This window comes from Pelosinus fermentans JBW45 (genome assembly GCF_000271665.2).
Classification (GTDB): Bacteria; Bacillota; Negativicutes; order DSM-13327; family DSM-13327; genus Pelosinus; species Pelosinus baikalensis.
Genome location: NZ_CP010978.1, coordinates 4,904,474 through 4,929,849, shown reverse-complemented (window position 1 = coordinate 4,929,849; position 25,376 = coordinate 4,904,474). Strand labels below are relative to the sequence as shown.

Here is a 25,376-nt window from a genome sequence, read left to right as displayed (position 1 = left end):
GCATGTGGAGTGTGTGGCGTTGATAGAGAAGTAATGAATAGGGAATATTTAATAGATAAAAGGGCTCCGCAAACGAAATTTGATGTTTCGTTCGCAGAGCCCTTTTTATACAAAAAAGTAAAAAACAAGAAGGGTTTTGTAGAAAGAGGAAGAAAAACAGTGTTAAGGGAATTGGGAGAGTAGATAAATGCATTATTTGGAAGGGAAACAGCGAAAATGGAAAAGTGGGTCAACCCTCCCCTGACTTATATGAGCAAACATTTATACTTCTGGATGGAAAGAAGATAGAAACTAAGAACGTATAAAATCTCACCGTTGCGTGAGAGGGAAAGAAGGGGGATCATGGCAAAAGATAGACGTGCCAATGCTGTTGTGTTTGGTTTCGATTTTCAAGTAAATGCAGCAATCGTTCTTATGCTTGAGAATATTGAAGATTTAAAATCGCTACGATTAGAAGGCAATTATGAAGACATTGAACTGGAATTAGCAAATAATCAATATATACTTGCACAGGCGAAAGCTGTGGAGCGAGCAAGTTCGGATTTTAATAATGTCAGGGCAAATCTGCAAAAATCCCTCACCTCCCTCTCTGAAGGTGAGAAGAAAGTGGATGCACAGAAGCTAATTTTAATAACTAACTCTCCAAATCCATTAAGGGAAAAAGTGTCAACCAATTTGTTCACAGGTGATGCACGCCGTGATTTTTCTTCTTTGCCAGATTCGTCACAGCAGATAATAAATAAATACCTTGATGATATTAATAAACCTCTGGATTTAAGCAAATTTATGATTCAGGTATTACCCTTTGAGACTGACAATGAATTAGAACGATATAAAATTGTTAGACGATGCATTGATGATTTCATCGGTGATTTAAATTTGAATATCGTTGGGTTGAGTAAAAGACTCATGAATCTTTGGCAAAATGAAGTATTTATTAACGGAACTAAAAAGGACGCAGATATCAAATTACAAAAAGCAGACATTGTGTGGCCTATAATGGTTATCGCAACTGATGTGGAACGCTGTGATGATGGTCTTGTTGATTTGTTCGACCCAAGTACATATGATGAAATAGTGCGACAATACAAGTCCACTATCGATTCACACTGTGAACGTTGCGAGTTTTTTACCAAAGTTCTTAGTGATTACAACAGTTTCATATGCACAAAAAAGCCTTCAGAAAAACCGCTCGCATTTGCAATGGAAAAATGGAAATCATATCTTTCAGAATTTCAAATCGACAAGATTGATACAGAGACACTACAAGGACTTATTCAAATTATACTTTATACGATTGTTAGAAACCGCATCACAATAGACCGAATTAAGAGAGGGGTGAAACTGTGATTATAAAATCCATTCGTCTTAAAGAAGGATTCTTTGAGCGTACATTTGTTTTTTCGAATTCAGTCAATTTGATTCATAGCAGAAAAAACAGTTGTGGCAAAACAACGTTGCTTCGTTTTATGCTTTATGTATTGGGATACAATGTTCCAAATACACGAAAAATTAAATTCAAAAACTGTGAAGCTGAATTAGTTGTAGAATGTGAGGCTGTCGGGGAAGTAACTCTCTTTCGACAGAGCGAAATTTTCATCGAAGTTACTATTAATAATGAAAAGCAAACTTTTGTACTCCCAGAACAGCAAAACGATTTACACAAAATCATATTTGGCACCGAAAATTCAGATATTCTCAATAATTTGTTGGGAGCGTTCTATGTAGACCAAGAAAAGGGATGGACACTCCTTAATCGAGGTATTGTAATAGGTAGCATTCACTTCAACATTGAAGAATTAATCCGTGGATTATCTGGTCTTGATTGTGCAGACTTAATACGAAAAGAGGCTCGACTTTCAAAAGAACTGGAAAAATATCGCCAGATGTTTAGTGTTGCACAGTATAGAGAATCTCTTGCTGCAGATACCGGCGACCTTATAACGGAAAGCTATGAAGAAGCAACTAATGTCGTTGAAAGCCAATTACTTATAAGGCAGAGGAGCCTTAAAGCCGAATTGAAACGTATTGACCATACACTTTCTGATAATAAGCGATTCAAAAAGTATGTTGCAGATATGAAGTTGTTTGTTCAGGCTCCTGACGGAACCACTTTTCCTGTAACAGAAAACAATATTGTAGGACTAAATGATTCCATTGATTTGTTGATTGCAAAGAGAAAATTAGTATCAGTTGATTATGCCGCAGTTTCTAGCCAACTGGAGCTGGTTCAAAAAGAAAAGGACAATGAATTCGAGCAGATTGCCTTTTTCAAAACCGCTACTCAAATGGAGATTTTTGATAGGCGAATTGCAAATATTCCAATGAATCAAGTTGCCATCAAGAAGGAAATAACTCGTTTAGAGAAGGAACGAAAAGAAGTCCGTGATGAAATTAGCAGTAAGACGAAAAGCAATAATTCTATTGTTTCTGCTATTTCAAAAACAATAGTCAACTATTTAACAAAACTTGGCCTTGGCGATAAAGACACAATTCCAGCGGGTTATCTTTTTACTTCAAACCTCAAGGAATTGTCTGGTGCTATTATGCATAAAACTGCTTTTGCTTTCCGCCTTGCATATATTCTCGCCATTGAGGATGCTCTGAAAATTAAATTGCCAATAATCCTTGATTCTCCAAGTGGCAAAGAGGTTGATCAGGCAAATATAGCATTAATGACAGAACTGTTAAAACGTGATTTTTCTGATCATCAACTTATTATTGCTTCTATTTTCACATATGATTTTGATGAAGTAAACACTATAGAAATAAAGGAACGCTTAATTGAAGTAAATTAATTACAAATAGGGAGAGTTTCGTAAAATACATGAGTACTATACAACAAGGCAGAAAAATCCGCTGAAAAAGAAATAGTCGATTATAGCGTTTGGTTGTAAGTTGATTCGCATCTTTTATGCCATTTTGACGAAAGGCATCACATTTGATAGTGAAAAGATGATGAAAGATATTCGGCGTTTTGCATAGATGAAAAACTGCGATATGATGAGAGATTTGAAGAAAATAGTAAGATTATATAGGGAGATAAAATGAGTTTGCAAACAGACATTGAAAGAATTTTTTCAGACAACACTAACTATATAAATCCAAGTCAAGCAGTAAACCAAGCAAGTTCACTTAATGCATTATCGGGTGACTTATATACAGATTCAAAGCGATTTATTTATGAGCTTTTGCAAAATGCAGATGATTCTTCTCAAAACAATGAAGTAGTTAAGGTATGGATAAAAATCTTTAATGATAAGTTAGTCGTTGCTCATTCGGGGAAACCATTTACTACTCGTGATCTTCAGGGAATTTGTAATGTAAATAATGGCACAAAGAAATCAGATTTGACAAAAACAGGCTATAAAGGTATTGGCTTCAAATCAGTTTTTGGGCAATCTGACAAAGTAACTATATTCTCAAATATGGAATATTTTAGATTTGACTCATCGTATCCATTTGAATGGAATTGGGATGAAGCTAAGATAATATGGGAAAAGAAAAACGACAGGGAATTTCAATTTCCATGGCAAATAATACCGATATATACGAAGGCTGAAGAAATTGATGAACCCATTAATCAATTTCTTGAAAATATTGAGGCAAATGTTGCCACAATTATTCAAATGAAGAATGTGAATGAGACAAGTTTGGCTGTTGGAAAACTGTCTCAGAATTTGAACATGTTTTTATTTCTTAAAAATATCTCTGAGATTAATTTCGATGTAATGGAATCGGTTTCCATTGAAATCAATCGAAGTGAAAAAGATAGAATCATCTTAAAGAATGGTAATGCTTCAAAATCTGATTGGTTGATAAATACTATTAGCCTAACAGTTCCGAATGACGTAAAGACTGCTCTACAAGATGAACGAAATATTCCTGATAAATTATTGAACACTGATTCTATTGAATTAACGTTAGCTGCCAAAGTAGGGAATGATGGTATTACTAAAATTTCTGAACAAGAAACACTGTTATATTCATATTTACCAACGGATGAAAGAAAGTATTCTTTGCCAGTACTTGTTAATACAAGCTTTTTAACCACTGCTAATCGTGAATCACTTCATGCTGATTCAAAATGAATGAAAACGTGGGGACAGGGTAATGTTTCAGCGCAAGAGAGTCAAAATGGTGCTAATATACGCCAAATAGCTCGAATACCGGGACTATCGCCAACACGGGTTTGGAGAGCTTGAAACAGATGCCCTGTCCCTGTGTTTCTAAGAACCCCTTAAGGCTAGAAAATCAGCTTTAAAGGGTTCTCTTTACGTGTGTTGATTGGTAAACTAAGCATATAAACATATAAATAGACGAGTTCTTTTAACGCACAACATAAAAACTAATTCCCTTTATAGCAAGGGAATTGGTTTTTGGATTTTAACTATTAATCCTGTCTTCTTCAAGGATAGATCATTTACCCTATATTTTGGTAGATTTGATTATTAGGATGAGTACTATTTTAGCTTGGGGTCATCGGAGCGTCCAACGAGATAGTCAATAGATACGTCAAAATGATCAGCTATAGCCGCTAGTTTTTCAATTGAAGGCAGATTGCTACCGCTCGCAAATTGGCTGATAGCTGGACGACTTACACCAATCGCATTTCCTAAAGCCTGCTTAGAGGTTTGAGTCTCTTTCATAAGTAAATTTAAACGTTCAATAAAAAGATCTTTTTTAAACATAGAAAAACCTCTTGACCGTAAGTAATACTTACGTTATACTATTAATATAGTAAGTATTACTTACTATATTGAATAATTCATTAATTGCATATTTGTGGTACAGATATAATACATATGTATTTTATTATAACTCATATCCAATTATAGTTCCTAGTTATTTATAAAATTACTTTTAAAAAAATGTAAAAATTGGTCAACCATATTAGCATAGCTACATAGAGTAGTCAAACTCGCTCGAGAAAAATAGGGGAGTACATGGATAAGGACACAATCAATTAAAGGCATGGCAAGAGTTCATTTTAAATATGAAGGAGAGGATGATCATGAAAAAACAAAGCTTTTTTGAATGTGCACTGGATTCGATGGAGGATGTTAGTCTGAATATACCACTGCAGCAAGTATCAAATGACTATTATTATTCGGATATAGCGGCTAAACAATGTGAAGATGAGCTGCGTGCAGCATTGCCGCCACATTTACATTGCACACTAAGCAGGCTAGCGGATAAAAGCATTGAAAGGGAAGCAGCCAGTATGGCTATTAGCTATCGGCAAGGGTTCTCTGACTTCATACAGTTTATCATGCAGGCATTGTGCTGGGCTCCATCAAGGCGGTAAGAAACATTCGCTTTGGGGAAAGTTTATTGGGCTTGGCTTTAATTGCTGGTCTATGTCTTCTGGAGTCTCTAGCAAACAGAACAATTAAGTTATCCATTGCTTAGTGTCATCATATAGTTTATAAAATGTTTCAGGTGGGGTTGCCCATGGAAGAATCAATTCTCTTTTCTCTTGACTCTGAGCAGCAGGTATTGCTCGCAGCTTTAGTACCATCTCTAACGGCGAAAATTGGTCTCAATCCTTGTGTTTGCAGGGATTGAGGCATTATTTTTTTGTGCGTTCCCTGGGCTTAGGTGATGTACTTGCCCAGATTGCCCTAAAAATGTCCAGAGCTTCTTGATCTTCTACTTACTGAGGTGCTGTCCTCATTCCCTCAAAAAGGTATATTGCCTTTTGTACTAATCGTTACCTATTGAAAAGTGATGGAGGGGCTTGACAGGTAATTGTGGATAAACAAGGCTACAAAGCATTCGGTAAAGTGTAAAGGGGGGGGGCTGGATTAAGGTACGGAGAAAGTTATTATTAGTAATAATAAAAGAAATAAGAAATTAAAAAAACTATAGATATATGAAGGGATTGCATGCATTGTAACGAACGTTGTAACGAATATTGTAATTTCGTGAAAGTATTTATATACTGTGACATGAATCAATTTAATTATTTCTTTTTTATGATACAATCGTCAAAAATAGATAAAAACATTAATTGAGAGATAAGATTGATGTACATGCTTAACTTGTATTTTGTATTTTGTATTCTTAAATAGCAAACGCACTGGAAGAGTGGGTGAGAAAAACAAGCGAATATGATTTTGGAACAAATGGAATAAAGAAATAGATGACTATAATAGTTGGAGCTTTAAGCGTTTTTTAGTATAAAAAAAGGCTGCTTAAAAGAAAATATGATGTCGGGTGTAAGTGGCAGACTACTATTGTACGTAAGTAATTCTTTATCGAAGGAGGAGAGATAATATGTTGCTAGATTTTGGAAATGTTGGAATGTTACTGCTCGTTGCTTTGGTTTTTCCGCTATTAGCGTTAGGAACTGCATTTTTTATTCGCCCTCGTCCTCGCCAGCATGGCATAGAAAAATCTTTGCCCTATGAGTGTGGTGTAGATACGGTTGGCGAGACTTGGGTGCAATTTAGAGCAAGTTATTTTTTGTATGCATTAGTATTTGTCGCTTTTGATATTGAAACTGTTTTTCTATATCTTTGGGCGATTAAGTTTCAGGAGTTAGGAAAGTTTGCCTTTATTGAAATGTTTATTTTCCTTAACATTTTATTGGTAGGGCTAGGATATGCCTGGAAGAAAGGAGCATTGGAATGGAAGTAACTAAACTAGAGTCGCAAGAAGAGCAAGACAATGATTTGTTGCAGAAAAATATAATTTTAACAAGTTTTGATACCGTATTAAAATGGGCGCGAAGTAATTCATTGTGGCCGCTGTCCTCGGGTCTTGCTTGCTGTGCGATAGAGATGATGTCGGCTGCCGCCGCGCGTTTTGATTTGTCAAGGTTTGGGTACGAGGTTTTTCGTGCTTCACCAAGACAAGCTGATTTGCTCATTGTTGCAGGTACCGTGACTTGGGCAATGGCTGGTCCGTTAAAGCGTTTGTATGAACAGATGCCTGAACCCAAATATGTCATCGCCATGGGCAGTTGTGCAAATTCTGGAGGCCCCTTTGCCGACTCGTATTCGGTTGTTCCCGGTGTGGACAAGATTTTACCAGTCGATGTGTATATTCCCGGTTGCCCGCCACGGCCGGAGGCTTTGATTCACGGAATGTTGGAATTAAAACGCAAGATTAAGAATCCTGAGGTTGCGAGGAGAAAGTCATGAGTAATCAAGACATAAATAGTTCATTGGCTGAGCTACAAGCTCGGTATTTAGAAGATGTAAAAATTATTGGCGAGGAAGCTCAGTCAGCTTTACTTGCTCTGCCACATCGTTTGCTAGATATACTCAGGTTTCTTAAAACTAACGAGTCGTATCAATTTAATATGCTGCGTAATCTGACGGCAGTCGATTATTTGGAATATATAGAAATTGTTTATCATTTATACTCTTTGCCGCTTCGACAGGCGATTACAGTGAAGACCCGTTGTGGTATGGAAGATTCTCAAGTTCCATCAGCCACCGTTATTTGGCCTTCTGCAAATTTTCAGGAGCGGGAAATATATGATTTGCTAGGCGTAAGATTTACCGGGCATCCTGATTTGCGGCGTATATTACTGCGGGATGAGTTTGATGGACATCCATTGCGCAAAACGTACAATATTGGTAATGCAGGGGAAAGGAGGTAAAGAGCATGCTAAAGACAGAAACCTTTACTTTGAATATGGGACCGCAGCATCCTAGTACGCATGGTGTATTACAAGTCGTGCTGGAATTGGATGGCGAAACGGTAGTTCAAGCTATCCCGCATATGGGTTATCTGCATCGTGGCATTGAAAAGTTGGCGGAAAGTCGAACTTATGCCCAATTTATCCCCTATACGGATCGTTTGGACTATGTTTCATCCATGGGAAATAACTTAGGATATTGTCAGACGGTAGAAAAAATGGTAGGCATTAAAGTGCCCGAACGTGCGGAATATTTGCGAATCATTATGACTGAATTGAATCGAATTGCCAGTCATCTGATTTTTATGGGGTCGCTGGCAATTGACCTTGGCGCTTCTACCGGAATGATGTTTGGTTTTCGCAGTCGTGAGCGGATTTTGGATTTGTTTGATATGGCCTGCGGTGCTAGGCAGACCTATACCTATATACGATTTGGCGGTGTCTCAGCTGATATACCGTCAGAATTTATCCCGGCACTGCAGCGCTTTTTGACAGATTTTCCTGCTATGCTTGATGAATACCACCGTTTATTGACAGGCAATGAAATTCTGTATCACCGTTTAAAAAATACTGGCGTGATTAGTGGTCAAAGAGCATTAGAAATTGGTTTGACTGGACCTGCCTTGCGGGCTTCAGGCGTTGACTATGATATTCGAAAAGTGGAGCCATATGGTATTTATGACCGTTTTGATTTTAGCGTGCCACTAGGCCAAGTTGGTGACTGTTGGGATCGTTATATCGTCCGAATGGAAGAAATGAAGCAGAGTGCTAGTATTGTTACACAGGCGCTGGAGCAAATGCCTGAAGGCACAGTTATGGCTACTGTTCCCAAAGTGTTGAAGCCACCGGCTGGTGAAGTGTATCATTCTATCGAAAACCCGCGCGGTGAGCTAGGGTATTATATCGTTAGCGATGGCGGAGTTAACCCCTATCGCCTCCATGTGCGTCGCCCTTCCTTTATTAATCTGCAGGTACTGAATGAAGCTTGCCAAGGCTTGCTTATCGGTGATGTTGTAGCTGTACTGGCGACATTAGATTCATTGATGGGGGAAGTGGATTGCTAAACTTTATTAAGAGGAGTCATAAGGCATGCAAGAGATAACAGGATTGTTTAAAATTGCAGAAATACTAAGAGGTATCTTAGGGCACTTTCTACCTGATCCACAGTTAGTAGATATCTGCATGAGTTTAATAAATATTGGGGCTATTTTTACGATTATTTCCTTGACGGCAGTTGTATTGGTTTACACGGAACGAAAGGTAAGTGCCTTCATGCAGAGACGGTCAGGTCCTAACCGCGTCGGTCCAGGGGGTACGCTGCAGTCGGTGGCTGATATGATTAAGCTAATGGCAAAAGAGGATATTATGCCAGCTGGCGCTGACAAATGGATGTGGATTTTGGCGCCGATATTGCTGTTTATCCCCGCAGCTGCAGTTTTTGTAGTGTTTCCCTTTGATAATAAGGCTATTTTTGCGGATTTAAATATTGGTATTTTTTATTTTATAGCGATGTCCTCCCAGTCGGTTTTACCTTTTCTGATGGCAGGGTGGGCCTCTAATAACAAGTATTCTTTGGTGGGCGGTATGAGGACGGTTGCCCAAATGCTTAGTTATGAGGTTCCAATGGTGCTTTCGATTCTAGGAATCGTGATGCTGGCGGGGTCGATGCGGATGAGCACGATAGTAGCCGCACAACAGCATACTTGGTTTATCGTTTTACAGCCTATTGCCTTTGTGGTTTATGTTATTACGGCAACAGCAGAAATTAATCGGGCACCTTTTGACTTAGTCGAAGGTGAGTCAGAAATAGTTGCTGGGCCATTTACTGAATATACTGGCATGCGATGGGCTCTGTTCTTTTTGGCGGAATATGCCAATTTATTAGCTGTTTCAGTGATTGCAACCACATTGTTTTTAGGTGGTTGGAATGGACCATGGCTTCCTGGCTGGGTATGGTTTTTTCTTAAAGTTGGCGGGATGATTTTCCTATTTATGTGGTTTCGCTGGACTTTTCCCAGGCTGCGCATTGATCAGCTTATGTCTTTCGGCTGGAAAGTGTTACTGCCATTGGCGCTGCTTAATATCATTGTTACCGGGATTGGCATGTATATTTACGAGTTTTTTAGTTAGGAGGGAAAGCTATGGTTGGTAAAGGATTATTAGAGGGCATGCGCGTAACCTTAAAAGCTTTTTTTAACAAAAAGGAAACGCTGCAGTATCCCGAAATAAAGCTAACCATGCCCGATCGTTTTCGTGGCGGTGAGCTGAAGTTAGACAATGAAAAATGCATCGCGTGCGGACTGTGCGCAAGGGCATGCCCTAATCATGTTATTGAGTTGACTACAGGCACTGATGAGCAGAAAAAACGGCACTTAAAGTCATATGTATATCATTCAGGATTATGTCTGTATTGTAATTATTGTATTGAAGCATGTCCGACAAACGCTATTTGTTGGGACAAAAATTATGAGAATTCACGGTACTTTAAAGATGAATTGGATGTTGATTGTTTAGCTATTTCAAAGCAAAAATCAGCGACTGTAGATGTAGCTCCAGCGGACAAGTCCAATGCTGAGCAAGAGGATACCCTTAAGAGGAGGGAGAAGGATGAATGAGCTGATCTATACTGTTGCATTTTATATATTTGCGGCGATTACAGTAGCAGCTGCCTTTGGGGTTGTGACAAAAAGCAATCTTGTGCACAGTGCATTACTGCTGGCTTTATGTTTTATCGGCGTAAGCGGCTTGTATGTGCTGTTGCAGGCGGACTTTTTGGCAGCAGTCCAAATTCTGATCTACAATGGGGCAATTGCTATTGTTTTTGTTCTTGGGACGATGCTTACCAGGCGTAGTAGTCGGCATGGGACGAATGATACGGAAGTAAATATTCCGTCCCGCGTAGTTACATTAGTAAGCGGCTTGTTTGTTGTTGTTACCTTAGGAGTCATAGCTACTACACCCTGGCATTATTCCAGTGGGGTGATTGTTGAAGATACCCCTTCGCTCCTTGCTCAGTTAATATTAACCGATTATATGGTGGTAATGGAAGCAGCGGCAGTGCTCTTGCTGGCAGCTATGATTGGTGCGATTGTTTTGGCAAAGGGAGTGGAAGAATGATTGGATTGGTTCATTTTTTAACAGTAGCGGCTATCGTATTTGCGATTGGCTTGTATGGGGTATTGAGCAAGAGAACGATCGTCGGTATTTTAATGAGCATTGAGCTGATGCTTAATGCTGTCAATATAAACTTAATTGCCTTTTCACGCTTTATAACACCGGAGGTTTTAACCGGGCAAATATTTGCCATATTTACGATTACAGTAGCGGCTGCTGAAGTAGCAGTTGGAATGGCAATGATCTTTCGAGTATATTATGATCGGAACACGGTGCATGCTGCGAGACTTGATGAGATGCGCTGGTAAAATTGCATTAGAGAGTAGGTGAAGAAATTTGTTTAACCAATATGCATTGTCTCATGCTGCGCTTATTCCGTTGTTACCGGCAATGAGTTTTATAATAGTGGGATTTTTTCTGCGTCGCCTTCCTATATTGGCGGCGACGGTGTCTGTTTGCATGAGCTTAATCAGCTTTGCCTTGTCCTTAGGGGTAGGGTATGGTGTTATAGCTAATAATATCACGGTGGATAATCCGTTGATTCAAAGAATACCTTGGCTTTCTATATCGGGACTCACTGTTGATATGGGGGTATATATTGATCCTATATCGGCTATGATGCTGGTAATCGTTACATTGGTAGCCCTGATGGTGCAAATCTATTCTATTGGATATATGCGTGGTGATGCTGGATTTGGACGTTTTTTTGCGTACTTGTCATTGTTTGCATCTGCTATGTTAGGATTAGTTATTGCGGTTAACTTTGTGCAGTTGTTTGTTTTTTGGGAATTGGTTGGATTATGTTCCTATCTTTTAATTGGCTACTATTTCCACAAGATTTCTGCGCGGGAAGCTGCTAAAAAAGCCTTTATTACTACGCGCATTGGTGATTTTGGGTTGCTGGTCGGAATATTATTTTTGCAGATTTTATTTGGTACGTTGGACTTTCAGCAGTTAGCATCTAATGTGCCTCTATATGTTGCAGAGCATGGCACAAATTTGCTGACTATAGTAGCACTCCTCTTATTCCTTGGTCCTATCGGAAAATCTGGACAATTCCCGCTGCATGTGTGGCTGCCTGATGCGATGGAGGGGCCAACACCGGTATCAGCCCTTATTCATGCCGCTACCATGGTAGTAGCTGGGGTGTACTTGGTAGCTAGAGCTTTTTTCTTATTCAGTGTTTTGCCAAATGCAATGGAGGTAATAGCCTGGATCGGGGCGTTCACAGCTTGCTTTGCTGCCAGTATCGCCTTTACCCAGCGGGATATTAAACGCATTTTAGCGTATTCTACTGTCAGCCAGTTGGGTTATATGATGTTAGCGCTTGGGGTAGGCAGTGTTACGGCCTCCATGTTTCATCTTATGACACATGCCTTTTTCAAAGCATTGATGTTCTTAGCAGCCGGCGCGGTATTGCACGGTTTGCCAAATAAAAATGACATTTTTGAGATGGGCGGCTTGCGTCATAAAATGCCAGTCACTTTTGCCGCTATGACGATTGGTGTACTTGCTATATCTGGTATTCCACCATTTGCGGGATTCTTTTCAAAGGATGAAATTCTGCTGGCGGTTTCCCAGGTTAGTATGCCGTTATACACCATTGCCGTAGTGACTTCCTTTATGACAGCGTTTTATATGGCAAGATTGCTGATTGTCGTCTTTTGTGGATCGGAAAAACCAGACAATCAGCCCCATGAGGCGCCAATGTCCATGCGAATCCCATTGGTAGTGCTTGGCGTTCTTGCTGTTATTGGCGGGTATATACCTTATGCTAACCACTTTGGTGACTGGGTTCGTTTCGGTTCGGCCTCACACGAAGGTTTACATTGGGGTATCGCGGCAACGTCGACGGTATTGTCTATATTAGCGATTTCCTTGGCTTGGTATATATACGGTTCGGGCAAGGTTTCACCTGATAAACTGTCCAGACGTTTCAGCACTTTATATAAGCTGAGTTTCCACAAATATTATATTGATGAATTTTACCTATGGCTCAATCACACCTTTGTTGATGGCTTAGGCAAGATTTTGTATTGGTTGGAGCTTCATTTTGTTGAAGGCATTGTAAATGGGATAGCTGGTTTACCGGTTGGGCTTGGCGATTTAGTGCGCAAATCCCAGACTGGTAAGCTGCAGCGATACGGCTTAATCATGTTTGGAGCGATGCTAATCCTTGTAGTATGGTTAGTGCTGCTTAGCCCACTATTTAAGGGTGTTTTATCGGGAGGTGATTACTAAAATGGTTGATTTTCCATTATTAACGACAATTTTACTAACGCCTATCTGGGGGATACTGGTATTGTCCTTTATGCCGCGTGAAGCGGACAAAACGATAAAAATGATATCAGCTGTAACGATGGCAATCGCTCTCGGCTTAACCTTGTATGCTTACTGGGCCTATGATGTTAGCTTGGGTGGACTGCAATATATAGAGAATGTCCCTTGGATTACCGAGCTTGGAGTATCGTACGCTTTAGGTGTGGATGGAATTTCCTTGCCGCTGCTGCTATTAACTATGCTGGTTGGTTTTTCCACTATCTTTGTTTCTTGGAATGTGGAGAAACGCTCTAAAGAATTCTTTATTCAATTGCTGCTCTTGGTAGTCGGTGCAATCGGAACATTTGTATCCCAGGATTTGTTCATATTCTTATTGTTTTACGAACTAGGGATCATACCAAGTTACATTATGGTAGTTGTTTGGGGTTCTTCGGAAAGAGTGAGTAAAGAATATGCGGCGATGAAGCTGACAATTTACTTGCTATTAGGTTCAGCCTTCATGCTTGCCGGGGTTATCGCGTTATATGTGAATGCGTTTCCGGCAGGGATGCGAACATTCAGTATGCAAGTTCTAGCTCAGGCTCATATGATGGGGAATTTATCAGAAGATGTTCAAGTCTTCACATTTTTCTTATTGCTGCTTGGCTTTGGTTCTACTTTATCAATGTGGCCCTTTTATAGTTGGGCACCGGACGGTTATGCGGCAGCTCCGACAGGAGTATCTATGCTCCATGCTGGAGTGTTAAAGAAAATCGGCGGCTATGGTTTAATTCGAATTGGGTTGCTCATTTTACCGCTAGGGGTTAAATTCTGGGCGCCGTTTATTGCATTTTTTGCGGTGGTTAATGTTTTGTATGCTGCGTTTGTTACCATAGCGCAAAAAGACTTAAAATATATTGTGGGGTATTCGTCAATATCCCATATGGGATATATACTGATTGGCTTTGCAGCTTTAAATGTTATCAGCATTGATGGTGCGATTGCAAATATGTTTGCCCATGGGATAATGAGCGCCTTATTTTTTGCAATGATTGGTCTTGTTTATGACAAAACAAATACTCGGCAGGTTCTAAGTCTTGGTGGGTTAGCACACCAAATGCCACGTGTAGCTACTGGCTTTATGTTAGCTGGTATGAGCTCGTTAGGGCTTCCGGGGTTAGCCGGATTCATCCCCGAGTTTACGACCTTTGTGGGTGCATTTAAAGTATACCCGCTCCATACTCTTCTGGCCATTTCCGGTATTGTTTTCACTGCGCTTTATATATTGCGCGTGCTGGCAAATGTGCTATTTGGTCCGCGGCGCGCGGAATTTGATACTTGCCGTGATGCTTCTGGAGTTGAATTAGTATCCCTTGTATTACTGGGGACTGTTTTAGTAGTAGTTGGTGTTTTCCCACAATTATTAATGGGTATGGTTAATAGTGGCATGGAGCCGGTAATGGCGTTACTAGTTAAGCTGCATGTTACGCCGACCTTGCTGGGAGGTGTTTTTCAATGAATATTGCGCTGTTGACCAGTGAGATAGCCGTTGTAATTCTTGCTTTGCTCATCATCGTCTTTGACTTATTGATGCCGCGTCAAGAAGCTCGCCGTAGTTTAGGGTATTTTGCAGTTTGTGGTTTATTGGGGATTTTAGTTTATACCTTTAACCAACATGGGGCTTCAGCTACGGTGTATCATGGTTTTTTTGTCGTCGATAAATTTGCTTTGTTTTTCAAGCAGTTATTCATAGTGGCGACGATCTTAACCCTGCTGTTTTCCTTTGATTATATAGAAGGACTGACTCACAACACTGGGGAGTTTTATGCATTATTACTCCTAAGTTTAGTGGGTATGATGGTTATGGCCTCCGCAAATGATTTATTAACGGTGTTTGTTGGCTTGGAATTGATGACCATTATATTTTATATTCTAGTTGGCTTTGATCTAAGAAGTAGTAAGTCAAGTGAAGCTGGCACAAAGTATTTGATTCTTGGTTCGGCAGCAAGCGCAGTTTTACTGTATGGTATGAGCTGGGTATATGGCTTTACCGGCAGTATTGTGCTGAGTGAGATCGCTGCTCATATTACTGCTAGTCCGGCTATGCTGCTGGGGTTAGGACTTATGCTTGCCGGTTTCTGTTTTAAAATGTCTATTGTTCCTTTTCATATGTGGGCTCCCGATGTTTATGAAGGCGCGCCGATTCCCGTTACTGCCATGTTGGCGATGGCATCAAAAGCTGCTGGGGTTGCCGTATTACTGCGGGTTTTCTTAGTAGCATTTGCCGACTTACAAGCCTATTGGTTGACGATTGTCAGTCTATTGGCTGGCCTAAGTATGATTGTAGGTATTATAGTTGCGATATGGCAGACGAATACCAAGCGCATGTTGGCCTACTCCTCCATCGCGCAAGCTGGTTATATTTTATCAGGTCTCTTGGCTGCTGATGCAGCCGGAGTCAAGGGGATGTTGTTTTATGCTGTACTGTATATGGTGGCTAATGTTGGTGCCTTTGCTGTCACTACTGCCGTTAATAACCAATACGGTTCAGATAAGATTGACGATCTTTCTGGGTTGTCTCAAAAGTCACCCTTCTTGGCGGTGGTTATGACGGTATCCTTGTTGTCTATGGCAGGCCTTCCGCCAATGGCAGGTTTCGTCGGTAAGATGTATATATTTATGGCAATTACAGATAAAGGTTACTTCTGGATTGCTATGTTAGGGCTTGTCATGTCGATGGTTTCGGTGTACTATTACATGCTTGTGGTCAAAGTGATGTATAGTAAGGAAGCAAAGAATCAGCAGGAGTTTACTGCTAGTGTATCGCTGCGTATTGTGGCTCTGATTAGTTTGATTGCAACATTGTTTATTGGTATATACCCTGGGCCATTAGCTGAGCTGGCAAATGCTGCTGCTCGGTCGTTGTGGTAAAAGAAAAGGAATTTTTCCTCCAAAACTTTTAATTAAAGCTTTAGCAGCTATAAATGATACGGAGAACTGTATCATTGGTAATGGCAAAAAAGGGCCTTAATCCTTGTAAGATCAGGGATTGAGGCCTTTTTAATTTTGAATTCACATGATGGTAATAAAGTTGAGCTTTAAAGCTAAACACAAAAAAGTTCCCCTCAAAATATTGGCATAGATAAAAGATTATGTTATACTACGTGAGTAAAATATATATTGGCTGATCAGAAAACTGAAGGCTAAGGAAAAAACGCTTAAGCGTTTCCTTGGCCTTTTTATTTTTCTTTTTACGGAGAAGGTAGATAATCGAAGGGGAAAAGAGCAAATTAGTTGTTATCTATGCATGAAAGATACGTATCAACAATAGTATTTTAAAAAGTCATTGCGAAATCTAATTTAATCGCGGATGTATTATTTACGAAAGGTAGGAGAAATATGAGTAATGATTTAGCAGTAAGCATCAATATCTTAGCAATACTTGGAATCGTGTATATCTTATATTATATGCAACGTAAGCATGTGAGTTTTGGGGTACGAGTCATGGCAGGACTTATATTTGGCGTTCTATTTGGCGGTGTATTGCAGAATACTTTTGGTGGTTCATCAGACGTCATCAAACAATCAAATAGTTGGTTTGATGTAATAGGATCGGGTTATGTACGGTTGCTCAAGATGATTGTTATGCCGTTGATTATTGTTTCGATCACATCGGCTATCACGAACCTGAAGGATATTAAAATCCTTAGTAAAGCCGGAGGGCTAATCATCGGGATACTGTTATTCACCACTGCTATTGCGGGTGCTATTGGAGCAGGGTCTTCCTTAGCATTTCATTTGACGGCGGAGGGGTTGCAGGTAGGTGAAGCTGAGCTGGGGGCTACGAAAAGCGTCGAAGGAAAATTTACCTCATTTAAGACAAAACCTGTGCAGCAGCAGTTGATAGAAATCATTCCGACTAATCCTTTTTATGCTATGACTGGTCAAGGCAGTGCGGATACATTATCGGTAGTTTTCTTCTCAACCTTGATTGGTATTGCTGTGTTAGGCATTAAGAAAGCGAAGCCTCAATCAGCGGAATTTTTTGTGAATGCGATAAAGACAGCGAATGATATCGTGATGCAGCTTGTAGATTTTGTATTGATATTGACGCCCTATGGAGTGTTGGCGTTGATGACTAAATTTGTATCTACAAGTAATTATGCCGATATTTACCAATTAATTCAGTTTGTAATTGCTTCTTATGTAGCACTTATTATTATGTTTATAGTGCATCTGATAATACTCTCTTTAATGGGATTCAATCCCGTTACTTATGTCAAAAAGGTCCTACCTGTGCTGGTTTTTGCCTTTACATCACGGACAAGTGCGGGAACACTTCCGCTGACTATCCAAGCACTGATCAATAAGTTGGGGGTTCCTTCAGGTTATGCAAATTTATCGGCTTCTTTCGGAGTAAGCATTGGGCAGAATGGCTGTGCTGGCATATACCCAGCAATGCTGGCAGTGATGGTTGCTCCTACAGTAGGAATTAATCCTCTTGATCTCGCTTTCCTGGTTAAGCTTGTGATTATTGTTGCTATCGGTTCTTTTGGAATTGCTGGTGTTGGCGGCGGTGCTACCTTTGCAGCTCTGATCGTGCTTTCCACAATGGGTTTGCCAGTGGGGATCGTCGGTTTGCTGATAGCCATTGAACCGTTAATTGATATGGGAAGAACTGCGCTGAACGTAAGTGGAGCCATGGTCGCTGGCGTTGCTACTAGTAAAATAATGAATGAGATTGACACAGCAACTTACAATCAAGAAATACTTGAAGTGAATCCGGAATAAATTTCTATTAAGTATAAATAAGCACTATTTGTCATTTTACTGACAAATAGTGCTTTGGTTTAGTGCGCCCAGCAGTATCAAACACCACTAAATAGCTGTTTGGCAGAGCCTTGGCAATTAGCCTGATTACAATTCTTCTCCTCGAGTAGCAATCATTTGCTTATACCAATGGAAAGATAATTTTTTCTTTCGTGCTAAATTATTAGTATGATCTACATAAATAAAACCATATTGTTTCTTATAGCCATTCAACCAGCTCAATAAATCAATGACTGACCAAGCATAATAACCTTTCAAATTAATGCCTTCTAAAATACCTTTTTTTACAGCTTTTAAATGTTCTTCAATATACTTAATTCTAGGTACATCGACAATTTCATCTTGAATAATCGGATCCTCATCACCTAAACCATTTTCAGTAATATACATTTTAACATCACCGTATGCCACTTTTAACATCCGTAGTCCCTCTAAAAAGCCTTCAGCGGAAATTTCCCAACCCCATTTAGTATATACTTTATCCGCCATTTTTACGGTTTTATATACACCATCAAAAGATGCATTACCAGGTGCACCTGTTGACTGTTCTCGACTTTTAGGCGTGGAGTCTTCCTGCACATCATTCTTCGCGACTCTCTGTGGTTGGTAATAATTCAGTCCAATAAAATCATTTTGTGGTGCAGCGACCTTCAGGATATCTAATTCTTCTGCTGTCCATTCTGGGGTCCACCCCTTCTCTGCCAATTGCTTTACAACATACTCTGGATACGTTCCTAGCAAAATAGGGTCATAATACCAAGCTGTGGAATATTGATTAGCATGATAGGTAGCTTTTTCGTTTTCAGCATTATTGTCGATGCTGAATGCTGGATTAAATACATGCGTAATACCGATTTCACCAAATTGTTTCATTTTCTTATAGTCACTGACCGCCCTAGCATGAGCTGTAAAGACATTATGCGTCGCTTGAAAATATTTCTTAGGATCGCTCAATATCCCTGGTGGATGTGCTCCTAACAGATAACCATGACCACAAAATATTACTGTTTCATTGAAAGTAATCCAGTGCTTTACCCTATCGCCAAATGCTTTGAAGCAAACATTGGCATACTTTACAAATGCATCCGTTGTCCGTTTATTCGTCCAGCCCCCATTCGCTTCTAGAGGCTGGGGTAAATCCCAGTGATATAAGGTTACAAAAGGGACAATCCCATAATGTAAACATTCATCAATCAGATTATTATAGAATTCGATACCTTTGGGATTGATTTCACCATCACCGTCGGGAATAATTCTTGCCCATGATACTGAAAAACGATACGATTCCAATCCCATTTCTGCCATGAGTTTTACATCTTCTTTATACCGATGATAGTGATCTACTGCTGCATCACCATTCGTTGCCTCAAATGTCTTACCGGGAATTTTAGAAAACAAATCCCAATTAGATACTCCTTTACCATCTTCATTCCATGCCCCTTCAATCTGATACGATGCGGAAGCTGCTCCAAACAGAAAATCTTTAGGAAATCTCATATACGTTATTCTCCTTTTTACATTTAGAAGTGTATTTATATGTTTCAATATACTTAAAGGCATTCATTCCTCGGAGCAAAATTTCATTTCACTCTCTTCACCATGCGAACTTTTCTTCTTTGCATAATTCATTATATATTCATACGAAAGAGCAATGCAATTGTGATAAAATAGAACTGCATTAGTACAGTTGGAAAGGGTGTTAGTATGAATACGATCTATGTACGAATAGCCATGGATATTGAAAAGAGTATCCAGGTCGGGGACTATCAACTCCATAAAAAACTCCCCTCTGTCAGAGACTTGTCTGAAAAATACAGCTGCTCACAAGGTACTGTTATTAAGGCATATGAAACACTGAAAAATAAGCATCTCATCTATTCTCTACCGCAAAGCGGTTATTATATTGTGGAGAATGTCATTAAAACTGAAAACATTGATACTGCGGTCGTAGACTTCTCTACAGGTAATTTATTAATGCGTGATATGTATATACCTGACCTTAACCATTGCTTGAATAGAGCTACGGATATATACCAGGATCTATCCTTATCACATACTGTCTATGGTGTAGAATCATTACGAAAATTATCCGTCAAGTACTTAGCTGATTTTCAAGTATTTACTCCGATGAATAACGTCTTTATTAATTTAGGTATTCAACCAGCACTCAGTATTTTGGCACAAATGCCTTTTCCTAATGGTAAGAATGCGATCTTGATCGAACAGCCAACCTATAAATACTTTATCGACTTTCTGAAATTTTCTGGTGCCCAGGTGCTTGGAATTCGCAGAGACAAGCAAGGAATTGATCTAAATCGATTGGAGGAACTTTTCAAAAAAGAACCCATCAAATTTTTTTATACTGTTCCTCGTAACCACAATCCATTAGGTACAACCTATCCAAAAACACAACGAAAGGCCATTGCCGAACTAGCCGCTCGATATGATGTATATATTGTGGAGGATGACTATTTCGGAGATATCTCTTTCGATCCCAAATACGATCCCATCTATGCGTATGGTGACCATCATCATCACATCTACTTGAAAAATTTTTCTAAAATACTCCCCTGGATTCGAGTGGGAATTGTAGTTATTCCCACTGATCTTTTAAATATTTTTACAGAACATACACGTTTCTCCTATTATTATTCCTATTTTTCAGCTTCTTTGATATCACAAGCCACGTTAGAAATTTATATTCGCAGTAATATACTAAAAAAACATGTCCAATCAATAAAAAAAGAGCTCTCCGAGAGATTGAAATGTCTGGATAACAATTTTCGTAACTTGGCTGCCTATAATATAGAATGTATCGGTGGCAAAACGGGCTATTATTCTTATTTGAAGCTGCCAGATTATATGAATGAGAATCGGTTTATTGAGAATCTAAAAAAGCGTCATATTCTCATCGCTGGCGGAAGTAATTACTCTTTTTACATCGATAACTCTTGGCGTGAAAAAGGAATCCGACTGAGCATTGCGCGTACCAATAAAGCTGCTATTAACAAGGGTTTTGAGATAATCTACGAAGAATTGAAGCGCCGTTAAGACTAACGCAGAACGGTTCGGAACCACTGAAAAAGGCGCAATAAAAGACGACTCCCGGCTACTGCCGGTTGCCGTCTTTTGTTTTCGTCTTTTCATCCCTGTCATTTTCAAAAGAACTCATTTTTCACTTTGCTTTTGCTTGCAATCCCTAAAAAAAGTAATATAATTAGGAATAGGTGGAAATTAAAAAAGTCGCCGTGTCCTGAGAGTGTAGCAAGCACTCCCAGGCACGAGCAGGTGTCCAAGCACCTACACGTAACAGCTAGCTGTCTACGACGACAATTTATTATACCGTGATTTTCCCTTGAAAACAAGGGATGGTACATTCGGCATAATACAATTGAAGTTTTGGCAGAGGCTTAGCGTCTGCGCGCAGTCAAGACGAAGCAAAGCGCATGTGTAGGTTGAAAAGACCTCGCATATGCGTTTTTTTAATTTCCCCTGAAACAAACTGTATGTTGGTTTCTTCTATCCTGAACTGGGGATAGAAGAAACCTCCTACAGGATGAAGATGGGGGGATATAAATTGGTAGCAATCCAAGGTAAGAAAAAAGTATACAGTTGGGGCAAAAGCACCGCACCAGCACGTGGCGGGGACTCCTCCTCGCCACAACGAAGGAGAGATATTCAACCCGATTCCTGGGAAAATGAGGATAGTGTAAATGTACAGAACCTATAGAACAACGAAAGACACGATTATGGGTGAGGAAACAGAGAGCGCCGACATTACACTTAAATTGATTACAGATTTGGATGGGAATGAGTATGTGATAGTCAAGAAGCAAAAAGAAGATGCGATATATCATCTTTCGCTGGTTGGAAAAATCACTGAAATAGTTCACGAAATTTCATTCGAAGAATATAGAGACATTACCTATGCAAGATTAGATAAGGAATTGTTAGAGCAAGGAATCAAACCCAGGAGACGGCAGAGCATGTGAAAAGCAGCGGAGCAGCTTGCCACCTGAAATAGGCGGCAAGCTGCTGTTCATGTAAAGTGGACAAATATTAAGTGCGTTTTAAAGTCTTGTTTGTGTAATGTCTGGGCCGGTTAGGCAGTGAGAAGCGAAATAGTGTACCCTGCCCCGGAAGGCTTTCCACAGAAATTTGGCCGTCATGAATTTCGATAATCCATTTAACGATAGAAAGGCCGAGCCCTGCACTGGTATCTTCCACGCTTTTTCGGGAGGGATCAACCTGATAGAACCTGTTCCAAATTTGAGGCAGGTCATCAGAGGCAATGCCAATGCCATTATCTTCAATGCTGCCGAGCACGTCTTCTTTGAGCTGGTGGAGCTCAACTTTAATCCAGCCATTTTGCCGCCCGTAACGTATGGCATTTTGTAATAAATTTAATAATAGACGCATGATCGACGTTTGGTCGGCAAGAATTATAAGGTTGTCGTCAATTGCGGTATGGATGGTGATATTCTTTGATTGAGCAGTTATCATGAGTTCATCGATGACCATATTGGCTATTTCACTCAGGTTGACGGTCTCAAAATCAAGCTGTGCCGATTGATGGTCTGTACGGGCGAGTAACAGTAAAGAAGATACTAAAGCCATCATTTTTTTTGCTTGCTGTTGAATCACCTGCAGGACGTCGGCTGTTTCGGCGGGGTTGTCTCTCTGGGTCAGGCCATATTCCGTGTGGGCCAGGATAACAGAAAGTGGTGTTCTGAGTTCGTGGGAAGCATCAGAGGTAAACTGACGTTCTTTTTGAAAAGAGAGCTCTAACTGATCTAGCATATGGTCAAAGGTTTGTGCTAGGTCATCAATTTCGTCTTTGCTGCCGCTTAGCTGGATGCGCTTGGACAGGTCGCCGCTATTCTCAATATCTGCTGCCGTTTTTCTGATCAGGCTGACTGGCTGAAATGCTTTTTGGGTAATCAGCCAACCGCCAAAAGCAGCTAATAGGGCTAGAAACGGAAATAGAATTACGCAAATTAATAAAATATAAGTGCGAGTCTCATAACTTGCATTAAGGGAGACGATTCCCCGGATCCATAATGCTTCCGGCCAGTTGGTACTGACGTAAAGGTCATAGACCAGCCAATGGACTTCACCTGATTGAATGGTTTGGATCTGGTTGTTGTGCAATGGCACAGATGAAGAAAATCCAGACGGTAATAATCCTTTAATTAGAACTTGCTCCCTGTTATAAATAGAGATGCTGATACCGTCATCAAAATATTTTAATTTATGGAAGTCGAAGGTTCCATTTACATACTGAATGTCTTCAACGATATCATAGACTTCATCCTCTAGCTCACGCTGCAATTCAAAAACCAGAATTCTATCGGTGCTAAATGCGAGAATGCCTAAGATAATGCAGAGAATTAAAACAATCAGCCCCGTATACCAAACAGTGATTTTAGTTTTAATTGACAGTGGTTTCATAAGTTCTCCTGCAGAACATAACCCGATCCGCGTACGGTATGAATTAACTTCTGCTCAAAGCCGTCATCAATCTTTTGACGCAAATAACGAATATATACATTGACCACATTGGAAGCACCTTCGAAATCGTAGCTCCAGATGTGTTGCTCGATTTTATCCCGGGATAGAATGATACCTTTGTTGTGAAGCATATACTCCAGAATGGCGAATTCCCTGCCGGATAAAATGATTTGTTTTCCACCTCTGATTACTTTGCGGGTACTGAAATTTACAATTAGATCAGCAACCGAGATAGTATCACATTGAATATCTGTCTGCCGGCGTACTAGTACACGCAGCCTTGCCAGCAGTTCTTCAAAAGCAAAGGGTTTTATCAGATAATCGTCGGCACCGGCATCCAGTCCTTCAACCCGGTTCTCAATGCTGTCTTTAGCGGTCAATAAAAGAACTGGCGGACTTTCTTTTTGCCGGCGAAGCTTTTTTAGCAGGGAAATTCCGTCCAGTTTGGGCAGCATCCAATCCAGAATTACAACATCATATGTTGTTGTTTCCAAATAATAGCTGGCCTCCAGTCCATCTCCCGCAGTATCTACGCCATAGCCAGATTGCGTTAATCGCTTTTTTAGCAATATCCGCAAATCTTTCTCATCTTCCACAATTAATACCCGCATCGGTCTGCTCCTCCCTTTTTAGTTCTTTGTTTGCATTATATCATATTTTTTCTGGAAGAATTATGGAAACTTCGGTTTTAATCTTGGTTTAATCTCCGTCTGCTAAGATAATGACAAACAGCAGATTTACTGCTAATCAAGCAAGAGAGGATGATGGAAAATGCGGGAAAAGATAATGCGGGGGCTCTTAGTGATAGCAGCCACAATGTTTGTTTCAGCGACAGCGATTGCAGCGTTGGATGAAGCTGGAGCGCGTGAAATTGCAAGGCAATGGGTGCCAAAAGGAGCGGTTTATCTATCAACAAAAGATGAGATCGATGAATATGAAGTTGAATTTCTGGTTCACGAAACCAATAGCAAATATCAAATCGATATTAATAAAAATACTGCAATGGTAGCAGAAGTAAAAACTAAACTAAGAGGTGAGCGGGGGGCTTAACCGTAAAGCTAAGTGAGAGTGATGTTACAGCAATCGTACTGAGTGAGTTTCCCGGCTCACAAATTGGTCAGGTAAAACTGGAATCGGATGATGGATATCGGAAATATGAAGTTAAATTTGCAAATGGTCCGATTCGTGGCGAAATGGAGATTAATCCGGAGACTGGTGTCATCCTGGAAAGAGATATCAAATATTAGCAATTAAATATTTTATGTATTACGGCGTTACTTTGAGGTAACGCCGTTTGGTTTTTTAAGCAGGGGTTTCGGTAATGGGCTATTTGAAAAAAAGATAGAATTCTGCAATAAAACTGTTCTCGATTTTTACCCAAAGGATTTATTGCATTTAGGTGGAAATAGTAAGAGAAGTAATCGTGCAGCTGCATCTTATAGGGGAGGTGCTCTTTTGCAGAAACAGCTGGGATTTCTTGTAGACCTAGGTAAGTGTGTTGGCTGCAGGGGGTGCGAAGTAGCCTGCAGCAACAAACATCAACTGGATCATTTGCAATATCGTCGCATAATGAACATTAATAAAGAAAATCAAGTGCTGGGTTTTTTGTCCTTAGCCTGTAATCATTGTATAAATCCGGAATGCATCCGGGTGTGTAAAGAAAAATGTTTTTATAAGCGGCGAGATGGTGTAGTACTCTATAATTCTCAGCGCTGCAATGGCTGCCAACGTTGCATTGGTGCATGTCCCTTTCAAGCGCCTAAAGTGAATCCACGGACAAAAAAGATAAGTAAATGTGACTTTTGTTTCGAACAGCTAGATCAAGGGCTGGAACCAACCTGTGTAGCATCCTGTATTGTAGGTGCACTGCAAGTCATCGATATCATGCAGCCTATACCTGTGTATGCGCAGGAAGCATTACCAAACTTTTCGATTACACAGTTTACCAAACCTTCGATACGGGTTATTTTGCCAAGGGCGCCTCAATGTTTTTGGCGGAAAGGTTAGGTGA

24 protein-coding genes and 2 pseudogenes are annotated in these 25,376 nt (G+C 40.0%); 22 read left to right on the top strand and 4 right to left on the bottom strand.

Translation table 11 applies throughout. The features are described 5' to 3' along the window. Positions 1 to 342: 342 nt before the first annotated feature. The 4 genes and pseudogenes from JBW_RS21785 to JBW_RS25495 all read left to right on the top strand — a co-directional run bounded on the left by JBW_RS21785 (position 343) and on the right by JBW_RS25495 (position 4,091). The gene (locus JBW_RS21785; RefSeq protein WP_007960066.1) at positions 343 to 1,350 is read left to right on the top strand and encodes a hypothetical protein; all 1,008 of its coding nucleotides are present in this window, start codon (positions 343 to 345) and stop codon (positions 1,348 to 1,350) included. Further along, positions 1,347 to 2,798 (top strand): hypothetical protein, encoded by a 1,452-nt coding sequence (locus tag JBW_RS21780; RefSeq protein ID WP_007960067.1) that lies wholly within the window; start codon positions 1,347 to 1,349, stop codon positions 2,796 to 2,798. The genes JBW_RS21785 and JBW_RS21780 overlap by 4 nt, the downstream gene beginning before the upstream one ends. A 13-nt stretch (positions 2,799 to 2,811) precedes the next feature. After that, positions 2,812 to 2,985 (top strand): annotated as a pseudogene (locus JBW_RS25895) (IS110 family transposase); the annotation flags it as partial. 62 nt (positions 2,986 to 3,047) lie between these two features. Next, on the top strand, positions 3,048 to 4,091 hold the full coding sequence (locus tag JBW_RS25495) for a sacsin N-terminal ATP-binding-like domain-containing protein (protein WP_007960068.1): 1,044 nt from the start codon (positions 3,048 to 3,050) through the stop codon (positions 4,089 to 4,091). A 372-nt stretch (positions 4,092 to 4,463) separates the two neighbouring features. Here JBW_RS25495 and JBW_RS21770 read toward each other — a convergent pair whose 3' ends face one another. After that, positions 4,464 to 4,691 (bottom strand): helix-turn-helix domain-containing protein, encoded by a 228-nt coding sequence (locus JBW_RS21770; protein ID WP_007960069.1) that lies wholly within the window; start codon positions 4,689 to 4,691, stop codon positions 4,464 to 4,466. 323 nt (positions 4,692 to 5,014) lie between these two features. Here JBW_RS21770 and JBW_RS21765 point away from each other — a divergent pair, with 323 nt between their 5' ends. The 13 genes from JBW_RS21765 (at position 5,015) to JBW_RS21705 (ending at position 17,815) form a co-directional block, all read left to right on the top strand. Then, the gene (locus JBW_RS21765) at positions 5,015 to 5,308 is read left to right on the top strand and encodes a hypothetical protein (protein WP_007960070.1); all 294 of its coding nucleotides are present in this window, start codon (positions 5,015 to 5,017) and stop codon (positions 5,306 to 5,308) included. A 971-nt stretch (positions 5,309 to 6,279) separates the two neighbouring features. Further along, complete coding sequence (locus tag JBW_RS21760; RefSeq protein WP_007960073.1) at positions 6,280 to 6,642, top strand: NADH-quinone oxidoreductase subunit A; 363 nt, start codon at positions 6,280 to 6,282, stop codon at positions 6,640 to 6,642. Further along, a complete protein-coding gene (locus JBW_RS21755) occupies positions 6,633 to 7,148 on the top strand; it encodes an NADH-quinone oxidoreductase subunit B (RefSeq protein ID WP_007960075.1) in 516 nt (171 codons plus the stop codon). The genes JBW_RS21760 and JBW_RS21755 overlap by 10 nt, the downstream gene beginning before the upstream one ends. Then, entirely contained in the window at positions 7,145 to 7,612 is a 468-nt protein-coding gene (locus JBW_RS21750; protein ID WP_007960076.1) for an NADH-quinone oxidoreductase subunit C, read from the top strand. Before JBW_RS21755 ends, JBW_RS21750 begins: the two co-directional genes overlap by 4 nt. A 5-nt stretch (positions 7,613 to 7,617) precedes the next feature. After that, complete coding sequence (locus JBW_RS21745; RefSeq protein ID WP_007960077.1) at positions 7,618 to 8,715, top strand: NADH-quinone oxidoreductase subunit D; 1,098 nt, start codon at positions 7,618 to 7,620, stop codon at positions 8,713 to 8,715. Between the two features lie 25 nt (positions 8,716 to 8,740). Next, positions 8,741 to 9,781, top strand: coding sequence for an NADH-quinone oxidoreductase subunit NuoH (nuoH, locus tag JBW_RS21740; protein ID WP_007960079.1), 1,041 nt, complete (start codon positions 8,741 to 8,743; stop codon positions 9,779 to 9,781). An 11-nt stretch (positions 9,782 to 9,792) separates the two neighbouring features. Beyond that, entirely contained in the window at positions 9,793 to 10,266 is a 474-nt protein-coding gene (locus JBW_RS21735; protein ID WP_007960080.1) for a NuoI/complex I 23 kDa subunit family protein, read from the top strand. Beyond that, positions 10,259 to 10,768, top strand: coding sequence for an NADH-quinone oxidoreductase subunit J (locus JBW_RS21730; protein WP_007960081.1), 510 nt, complete (start codon positions 10,259 to 10,261; stop codon positions 10,766 to 10,768). The genes JBW_RS21735 and JBW_RS21730 overlap by 8 nt, the downstream gene beginning before the upstream one ends. Beyond that, positions 10,765 to 11,073, top strand: coding sequence for an NADH-quinone oxidoreductase subunit NuoK (gene nuoK / locus JBW_RS21725; RefSeq protein ID WP_007960082.1), 309 nt, complete (start codon positions 10,765 to 10,767; stop codon positions 11,071 to 11,073). The genes JBW_RS21730 and nuoK overlap by 4 nt, the downstream gene beginning before the upstream one ends. A 28-nt stretch (positions 11,074 to 11,101) precedes the next feature. Beyond that, positions 11,102 to 13,006 carry an NADH-quinone oxidoreductase subunit L gene (gene nuoL, locus JBW_RS21720; protein WP_045820644.1) on the top strand — a complete coding sequence of 635 codons (1,905 nt, stop codon included), beginning with the start codon at positions 11,102 to 11,104 and terminating at the stop codon, positions 13,004 to 13,006. A gap of 1 nt (position 13,007) precedes the next feature. Further along, positions 13,008 to 14,543 (top strand): complex I subunit 4 family protein, encoded by a 1,536-nt coding sequence (locus JBW_RS21715; protein ID WP_007960085.1) that lies wholly within the window; start codon positions 13,008 to 13,010, stop codon positions 14,541 to 14,543. Continuing rightward, complete coding sequence (locus JBW_RS21710; protein ID WP_007960086.1) at positions 14,540 to 15,955, top strand: NADH-quinone oxidoreductase subunit N; 1,416 nt, start codon at positions 14,540 to 14,542, stop codon at positions 15,953 to 15,955. The genes JBW_RS21715 and JBW_RS21710 overlap by 4 nt, the downstream gene beginning before the upstream one ends. A gap of 468 nt (positions 15,956 to 16,423) precedes the next feature. Continuing rightward, positions 16,424 to 17,815: an L-cystine transporter gene (locus JBW_RS21705; protein WP_007960087.1), complete on the top strand. Its 1,392-nt coding sequence runs from the start codon at positions 16,424 to 16,426 to the stop codon at positions 17,813 to 17,815. Between the two features lie 126 nt (positions 17,816 to 17,941). Here JBW_RS21705 and JBW_RS21700 read toward each other — a convergent pair whose 3' ends face one another. Next, positions 17,942 to 19,351 (bottom strand): glycoside hydrolase family 1 protein, encoded by a 1,410-nt coding sequence (locus JBW_RS21700; RefSeq protein WP_007960088.1) that lies wholly within the window; start codon positions 19,349 to 19,351, stop codon positions 17,942 to 17,944. Between the two features lie 207 nt (positions 19,352 to 19,558). Between JBW_RS21700 and JBW_RS21695 the strand changes: the two genes are divergently transcribed. Both JBW_RS21695 and JBW_RS21690 read left to right on the top strand, forming a co-directional pair. Beyond that, positions 19,559 to 20,905: a PLP-dependent aminotransferase family protein gene (locus JBW_RS21695; RefSeq protein WP_007960089.1), complete on the top strand. Its 1,347-nt coding sequence runs from the start codon at positions 19,559 to 19,561 to the stop codon at positions 20,903 to 20,905. Positions 20,906 to 21,567: 662 nt separating this feature from the next. Next, the gene (locus tag JBW_RS21690; protein WP_007958057.1) at positions 21,568 to 21,846 is read left to right on the top strand and encodes a hypothetical protein; all 279 of its coding nucleotides are present in this window, start codon (positions 21,568 to 21,570) and stop codon (positions 21,844 to 21,846) included. A gap of 67 nt (positions 21,847 to 21,913) precedes the next feature. Here JBW_RS21690 and JBW_RS21685 read toward each other — a convergent pair whose 3' ends face one another. Both JBW_RS21685 and JBW_RS21680 read right to left on the bottom strand, forming a co-directional pair. Continuing rightward, complete coding sequence (locus tag JBW_RS21685; protein ID WP_007958055.1) at positions 21,914 to 23,305, bottom strand: sensor histidine kinase; 1,392 nt, start codon at positions 23,303 to 23,305, stop codon at positions 21,914 to 21,916. Then, entirely contained in the window at positions 23,302 to 23,976 is a 675-nt protein-coding gene (locus tag JBW_RS21680) for a response regulator transcription factor (protein WP_007958053.1), read from the bottom strand. The genes JBW_RS21685 and JBW_RS21680 overlap by 4 nt, the downstream gene beginning before the upstream one ends. 160 nt (positions 23,977 to 24,136) lie before the next feature. Between JBW_RS21680 and JBW_RS21675 the strand changes: the two genes are divergently transcribed. The 3 genes and pseudogenes from JBW_RS21675 (at position 24,137) to JBW_RS21670 (ending at position 25,372) form a co-directional block, all read left to right on the top strand. Next, positions 24,137 to 24,415, top strand: coding sequence for a hypothetical protein (locus JBW_RS21675; protein WP_045820643.1), 279 nt, complete (start codon positions 24,137 to 24,139; stop codon positions 24,413 to 24,415). 17 nt (positions 24,416 to 24,432) lie between these two features. Next, a pseudogene (locus JBW_RS26270) lies at positions 24,433 to 24,612 on the top strand (PepSY domain-containing protein); the annotation flags it as partial. A 208-nt stretch (positions 24,613 to 24,820) separates the two neighbouring features. Continuing rightward, on the top strand, positions 24,821 to 25,372 hold the full coding sequence (locus JBW_RS21670) for a 4Fe-4S dicluster domain-containing protein (protein WP_007958050.1): 552 nt from the start codon (positions 24,821 to 24,823) through the stop codon (positions 25,370 to 25,372). Positions 25,373 to 25,376: the final 4 nt, after the last annotated feature.